Genomic DNA, 6045 nt, shown 5'->3' on the forward strand with positions numbered 1-6045 from the left:
ATCAGGTCGCCGGCGCCGGCGGTGGCGAGCGCGAAGCGCACCCGCTGCTCCTGTCCGCCGGAGAGCTTGCCGATCCTGCGGTCGGCGATGCCGGCGATCCCGGCCGTCTCCAGCACCCGGTCGACGGGGTAGCCGCGGGGGTGGACGTCGCAGGCGAACTGCACCAGTTCGCGGACCTTGACGTCGGACATCAGTCCGCCGCTCTGCAGCATCGCGCCGACCAGGCCGTTCGCCAGCGCCTCCTGGGGTGTGGTGCCGAAGAGCCGGACCGTGCCCCGGTCCGGGTTGCGCAGGCCCAGCAGCAGATCGAGCGCAGTGGACTTGCCCGCGCCGTTGGGGCCCAGCAGGGCCACGGTCTCACCGGGGCGCAGGGTGAGATCCAGCCCGTCCACCGCCCTGACCTGGCCGTAGCTCTTGGTGACCGCCGTGAAGGCGGCGACCTCGGTCTCCCTGGTGTGCTGCTGCGGTACGTCGCGGGCTGACGCGTTCGCGGTCCTCATCCGTCCCTCTCCTGGCTCTCGGCCGTCTCTCGATCCGGCTCCCCAAGAGTGGTCCGGCCGGTGGTGGCGGCGGCAGTGCGGCGGGTCGTGTTCTCCGCATGACGGATGTCACGGCGCGTCGGGTGCCCGGGGCCCGTCCCGTGCGTAGGCTTCGGCGGGTTCGGCGCAGCCGGGCTGGGAATCCTCAGCTTGTGCGGTTGTGAAAAGGGCCGCACGGACCGGTACGACGCGGAGGGGAACGCGGAGAACGATGCACGTCCTGCTCGGGATCGCCCTGGCGGTGACCGCCGCCTCACTGCTCTTCGGGGTCGTCTGGGCCGTGGTCGGCTCACGGCTGGGCGGTGGACCCGCGGAGCGGGAGAGAACGCTCCGGGAGGGGCCCGAGAGCGAGCCCGGCGCCCCGCAGCCCGGCCGGGAGGACCCGCCCGCAGCCTGACGCCGCCTCGACGGCCGGCCCGGTACGGAGCCGGGAGCCGCCGCCCGGCCCGGGGTGCGGGTGCCGCAGCCCCGGGCCGGACGGTGCTCAGAGGTTCAGGGAGCGCCTGAGGAAGTCGACCTGGAGCAGCAGCAGGTTCTCGGCCACCTGCTCCTGCGGCGTCATGTGGGTGACACCGGAGAGCGGCAGCACGGTGTGCGGGCGTCCGGCGGCCAGCAGCGCGGAGGAGAACCGCAGGGTGTGGGCGGCCACCACGTTGTCGTCCGCCAGGCCGTGGATCAGCATCAGCGGGCGGCTGAGCCCGGGGGCGTCCCCGGTCAGCGCATGGGCGTCGTAGACGTCGGGCCGCTCGTCGGGGTGGCCCAGGTAGCGCTCGGTGTAGTGGGTGTCGTAGAGCCGCAGGTCGGTGACGGGTGCTCCGGCGACGGCGGCGTGGAAGACGTCCGGGCGCCGCAGCACCGCCAGTGCGGCCAGGTAGCCGCCGTACGACCAGCCGCGGATGGCGACCCGGCCCAGGTCCAGCGGGAACTCCTCGGCCAGCGCCTGCACCGCCTCCACCTGGTCGTCCAGGGTCACTCCGGCCATGTCGAAGGCGATGGCCTTCTCCCAGGCGGGGCTGCGGCCCGGGGTGCCGCGGCCGTCGGCGACCACCACCGCGAAGCCCTGGTCGGCGAACCACTGGGAGGTCAGGTGCGGGTTGCGGGCGGCGACCACCCGCTGGCCGTGCGGGCCGCCGTACGGGTCCATCAGCACCGGCAGCAGGCCGTCGCGGTCCCGGTCGTAGCCCGTGGGCAGCAGCACCGCGCAGGGGATGCCCCGCTTGCCGGCCGTCACCAGCCGCACCTCGGCGCTGATCACCGGGGTCTCGGCGAAGGAGGCGATCTCGGCCACGGGGGTGGTGCCGCGCAGCACCCGGGCGCGGCCGCCGGACCGGTCCAGGGAGGCGGAGACCAGCACCGTGGTGGGGCCGGAGCGGGCCGCGGTGTGCACGCCGGGCTGCTGGGACACCCGGACGGCGCCGCCGGAACTCACCCGCAGCACATGGATCTGGCCGGTCTCCGGGTCGGCGGCGCCTTCCCCGGCGGAGGCGGCGACCAGGACGTCGTCGGACCCGGCGTCCAGGACGGAGCGGATGTGCAACGCGGGACCGGTGAGCACCCGGTCGCCGACGGCCAGGACCCGGGCGCCGCCCTCGTCGGCGATCCGCACCAGGCGCCCGTCGGGGGTCCAGCAGGGCACGCCGGGGAAGAGATCCAGCCACACCGGGTCCTCGTCCACATGCAGGGTGCGGGTGACGCCGGTGCCGGGGTCCACCGCGAGCACCAGCTGGCTGCGCTGGTCGCGGGCCTGCACCAGGAGCAGCGGGGGGCCGCCCGCGGACCAGTGCACCCGGGCCAGGTAGGGGTAGCGGCCGCGGTCCCACTGGACGTCGGTGCGGGAGCCGTCCAGCCCGATGACGGTGAGGGTCACCTCGGCGTTGGCGGTGCCCGCTGCGGGATAGGCGATCTCGGCGGGGGCGGTGCCCGGGTTGGCCGGGTCCGCGATCCACCAGCGCTGCACGGGGCTGTCGTCCACCCTGGCGGCGAGCAACCGGTCGCTCTCGGGGGACCACCAGAAGCCCCGGTTGCGGTCCATCTCCTCCTGGGCGATGAACTCCGCCTGACCCCAGGTCACCCCGTCGGCGTCGGGCTCGGCCAGCGCCCGGTCGGTGACCCCGTCCGCGGTGACCACCCGCAGGTCGCCGCGGGTGGTGGCATAGGCGACATGGCGGCCGTCGGGCGACGGCCTGGGGTCGATCACCGGGCCGGTCACCAGGATCTCGCGGGCCTCGCCGCCCTCGTGCAGGTCCGCGGTGAACAGCCGCCCGGAGAGGGCGAAGGCGGCCAGGCCGGCTGCCGCGTCGGTGGCGTACGCGACGACCCCGGCCGATCCCTCCCGGCTGCGCTCCCGGCGGGCGCGCTCCGCCGGGGAGAGGTCCTCCTCGCCGCTGCCCAGCAGCACCGACGGGTCGGCGGCGATGTGCTCGCGGCCGGTGGCCGCGTCCAGCACCCACAGGAGGTTGGCCCGGTCGGTTCCGGAGCGTGAGCGCAAGAAGGCCACCCGCTCGCCGTCGGGCGAGACGGTGAAGGACCGGGGTGCGCCCAGGGTGTAGCGCAGCGTCCGCGAGTACTGCCGGGGGAAGGAGATCTCCTTGGTCATACGGGTGACCCTATGCCGGGCCCGACACCCGGAGGGAGTACCTCCGATCGTCGCCTTGTCGCACCCTGCGGCGCCCGCGCCGCGGTCCCGGGCCCGCTCCGCACGCGGATTCCAGGGCCTGTGCGCCCCGGTGGTGCATCTGTGCACCGGCATATGCGGGCTGACGGAAAGTAATGACAGGCTCACCGATCGGGTATGAAGGGATAGCCGGTTGGCCCCATCCGGTGCGGCGGAACCCGCCTCCGCCGAGCAGTGCCGCCCCTCCCGCTGTCCCCGCTGGTCCCCCGACCGCCGCCGCCCCGTGCGGCGCGTGCTGAGAGGTGTTGAACCGCCATGGCCTTGACGGTTTCCGCAGTCATCCTGCTGCTTGTCGTCGTGGTACTGCTGATCCGCCGCTCCGGCCTGAAGTTCTGGCACGCCATCGCCTGCACCCTGCTCGGCTTCTACCTCGCCTCCAGTTCGATCGCCCCGTCGATCCAGCAGGTCACCAGCAACGTGGCCGGGATGATCAACGGCCTGAAGCTGTGATACGGCCGCACCGGTCCCGCCGCCGCGGGAGGCCGCCCGTACGCTGATCCCCATGAGCGAGCTGCCGGATCCGTCCGACCACCCCCGAGCCGCCGGTGCGGTCGGGGACGGCCTGCCGTCCCGCCGACTGCTGCTGGTGCACGCCCATCCCGACGACGAGTCGATCGGCAACGGCGCCACCATGGCGAGGTACGCGGCGGAGGGCGCCCTGGTCACCCTGGTGACCTGCACCCTGGGCGAGGAGGGCGAGGTGATCCCTGCGGAGCTGGCCGATCTCACCGCCGACCGGCACGACACCCTCGGCGAGCACCGGGTGGGCGAGCTGGCCGCCGCCATGAAGGAGCTGGGCGTCACCGACCACCGCTTCCTCGGCGGGCCCGGCCGCTACCGGGACTCGGGGATGATGGGCGTCCCCAGCAACGACCGTCCCAGCTGCTTCTGGCAGGCCGACCCCGACGAGGCCGCCGCCGATCTGGTGGCGGTGGTCCGCGAGGTGCGGCCGCAGGTGCTGGTCACCTATGACGAGAACGGCGGCTACGGGCATCCGGACCACATCCAGGCGCACCGGGTCGCCATGCGCGCCTTCGAACTGGCCGCCGACCCGTCCTTCCGGCCGGAGCTGGGCGCCGCCTGGACGGTCGCCAAGGTCTACTGGAACTGCATGCCGCGCTCGGTGCTGGAGGCCGGCTTCGCCGCGCTGCGCGCCGCCGGCAAGGCAAGCCCCTTCCCGGGTGTGGCCGGGCCCGCCGACGTCCCCGGGGTGGTGGACGACGCGGCGGTGACCACCGCGGTGGACGGCTCGGCGTACGCGGACCGCAAGGCCGCGGCGATGGCCGCGCACGCCACCCAGATCACCGTGGACGGCTCCTTCTTCGCCCTCTCCAACCATCTGGGCCAGCCGATGCCCGCGGTGGAGTACTACCGGCTGGTGCGGGGCGGCGCGGGCGCCGCCGACGGCTGGGAGGACGACCTCTTCGCCGGACTGGAGGCGGCCCGGTGAGCCCCGCCATGCCGGAGGACCCCCGTCCGGGCAAGCCGCTTCCGCCTCGTGCGCCCCGGCGCGGAGTCGCCGCGCTGATCGGCTCCCGGGCGGACCGGCTGGCGGAGGAGCCGCCGCTGCGCGGGGTGCGGATCGCCGCCTACGCGGTGCTGCTGGTGCTGGGCGGGGTGACGGCGCTGGCCGGTTCCTTCGCCCAGTCGCTCTGGTTCCCCGGCGGGCTGCTGCTCGCGGTGGCGGCCACGGTGGCCCTGTTCTACGGGGGGCTGCGGTTCACCACCACCAAGCTGGGGGCCGGTGCGCCGCTCATCGGCTGGTTCCTGGTGCTGATGGTGACGATGAGTCCGCGGCCGGAGGGCGACTTCATCCTGGCGAGCGGCTTCGGATCGTATGCGTACCTTTTCGCCGGGGCGGTGGGCGGCGTGATCTGTGCCACCCTGCCGACCCGACTGATGTACGGATTCGGTGCAGGTCCGGCGGCCGCGCGGCGAAGGTGAACCGGCGGGGCCGCTGACACGTCATCCAGGGCGCCGGAGCGCCCGGGGAGCCTGCGACGGCCCGTCAGCAGGGTTCACCAGGGCTGCCATAGGAGACGATTGGGACCAAGGGGGTTCTTTCGGAAGCCGACCGCCGTCCCGACGTTCCCAGTATGGTGGTGCGGCAGCCCGGCGATGGCCGGGCAGCGGGCAGGACCCTAGACTCTCCGCACCGGTCCGCGAGCCAGGAGGCACCGGCCACGCCCTCCGGGGCCGGGCCAGGGGACCGGTGCCGGCCACAGCCCACGTGCGGTGCACCGTGCGAGGGTCGATCCACAACCCGCGACTGGAGCCCCCGCGGGCGACAGAGGCGAACCCGGAGCAGCATTGAGCAGCCGCGATTCTGACAAAGCGTCCCCGAGCCCCCGCCGCACAGGCGCGGACGCCTATCCGTCGGGCACGCCCCCTTACGGCGTCCCGCAGGCCACGGGTGCCTTCGGTCCGGACGGCTTGGGGCCGGGCGGGGCGGCCGAGGAGCCGAACGCCGACGAGGGGCCCAGGACCGAGACCACGCTCACCACGCGGATCCGGATCAACATCCCCGGCTCACGGCCGATTCCGCCCGTGGTGGTCCGCAGCCCGGTGAAGGAGTCCGGCGACGAGCCGGCCGCCGACGCCCCGCCGGCTGCCCCCGCCGGGCCGGAGGGCGGCTCTCCCAGGCGCCGGGCCGCCGGCCCCGCCTCCCCCGTGCTCGGGGTGATGGACGCCGAGAACCGCACCTCCACGCCGCCCAACCTCCCGCCGGAGTGGCAGGTGCCGGAGGGTGACGGCGACGGTTCCCCCGCGCCGACCGACGGCTGGTTCCGGCCACGGAAGAAGTCCGGTCCGGCGACCCCCGCGGGCGGTACG

At 74.4% G+C, this 6045-nt stretch carries 5 protein-coding genes and 2 pseudogenes; 5 read left to right on the forward strand and 2 right to left on the reverse strand.

Annotated features, from left to right (window positions below; all coding sequences use genetic code 11):
- A pseudogene (locus AOK09_RS35755) lies at positions 1–395 on the reverse strand (ATP-binding cassette domain-containing protein); the annotation flags it as partial.
- A gap of 355 nt (positions 396–750) precedes the next feature.
- Between AOK09_RS35755 and AOK09_RS39800 the strand changes: the two are divergent.
- A complete protein-coding gene (locus tag AOK09_RS39800; protein WP_055591346.1) occupies positions 751–936 on the forward strand; it encodes a hypothetical protein in 186 nt (61 codons plus the stop codon).
- A gap of 87 nt (positions 937–1023) precedes the next feature.
- Here the strand turns inward: AOK09_RS39800 and AOK09_RS35765 are convergent, their stop codons facing one another.
- Positions 1024–3135 carry a S9 family peptidase gene (locus AOK09_RS35765; RefSeq protein ID WP_055591347.1) on the reverse strand — a complete coding sequence of 704 codons (2112 nt, stop codon included), beginning with the start codon at positions 3133–3135 and terminating at the stop codon, positions 1024–1026.
- 333 nt (positions 3136–3468) lie between these two features.
- Between AOK09_RS35765 and AOK09_RS35770 the strand changes: the two genes are divergently transcribed.
- The 4 genes and pseudogenes from AOK09_RS35770 to AOK09_RS42930 all read left to right on the forward strand — a co-directional run.
- A complete protein-coding gene (locus AOK09_RS35770; protein ID WP_055591348.1) occupies positions 3469–3663 on the forward strand; it encodes a hypothetical protein in 195 nt (64 codons plus the stop codon).
- A gap of 52 nt (positions 3664–3715) precedes the next feature.
- On the forward strand, positions 3716–4663 hold the full coding sequence (gene mshB, locus AOK09_RS35775; protein ID WP_055591349.1) for an N-acetyl-1-D-myo-inositol-2-amino-2-deoxy-alpha-D-glucopyranoside deacetylase: 948 nt from the start codon (positions 3716–3718) through the stop codon (positions 4661–4663).
- An 8-nt stretch (positions 4664–4671) separates the two neighbouring features.
- Entirely contained in the window at positions 4672–5157 is a 486-nt protein-coding gene (locus tag AOK09_RS35780; RefSeq protein WP_245687634.1) for a DUF6113 family protein, read from the forward strand.
- A gap of 366 nt (positions 5158–5523) precedes the next feature.
- Positions 5524–6045 (forward strand): annotated as a pseudogene (locus tag AOK09_RS42930) (hypothetical protein); the annotation flags it as partial.

This window comes from Peterkaempfera griseoplana (genome assembly GCF_001418575.1).
Classification (GTDB): Bacteria; Actinomycetota; Actinomycetes; order Streptomycetales; family Streptomycetaceae; genus Peterkaempfera; species Peterkaempfera griseoplana.

Coding starts and splice junctions, on each gene's coding strand:
- mshB (WP_055591349.1), top strand. CDS start 3,716: ATGAGCGAGCTGCCGGATCCGTCCGACCACCCCCGAGCCGCCGGTGCG.
- AOK09_RS35765 (WP_055591347.1), bottom strand. CDS start 3,135: ATGACCAAGGAGATCTCCTTCCCCCGGCAGTACTCGCGGACGCTGCGC.
- AOK09_RS35780 (WP_245687634.1), top strand. CDS start 4,672: ATGCCGGAGGACCCCCGTCCGGGCAAGCCGCTTCCGCCTCGTGCGCCC.
- AOK09_RS35770 (WP_055591348.1), top strand. CDS start 3,469: ATGGCCTTGACGGTTTCCGCAGTCATCCTGCTGCTTGTCGTCGTGGTA.
- AOK09_RS39800 (WP_055591346.1), top strand. CDS start 751: ATGCACGTCCTGCTCGGGATCGCCCTGGCGGTGACCGCCGCCTCACTG.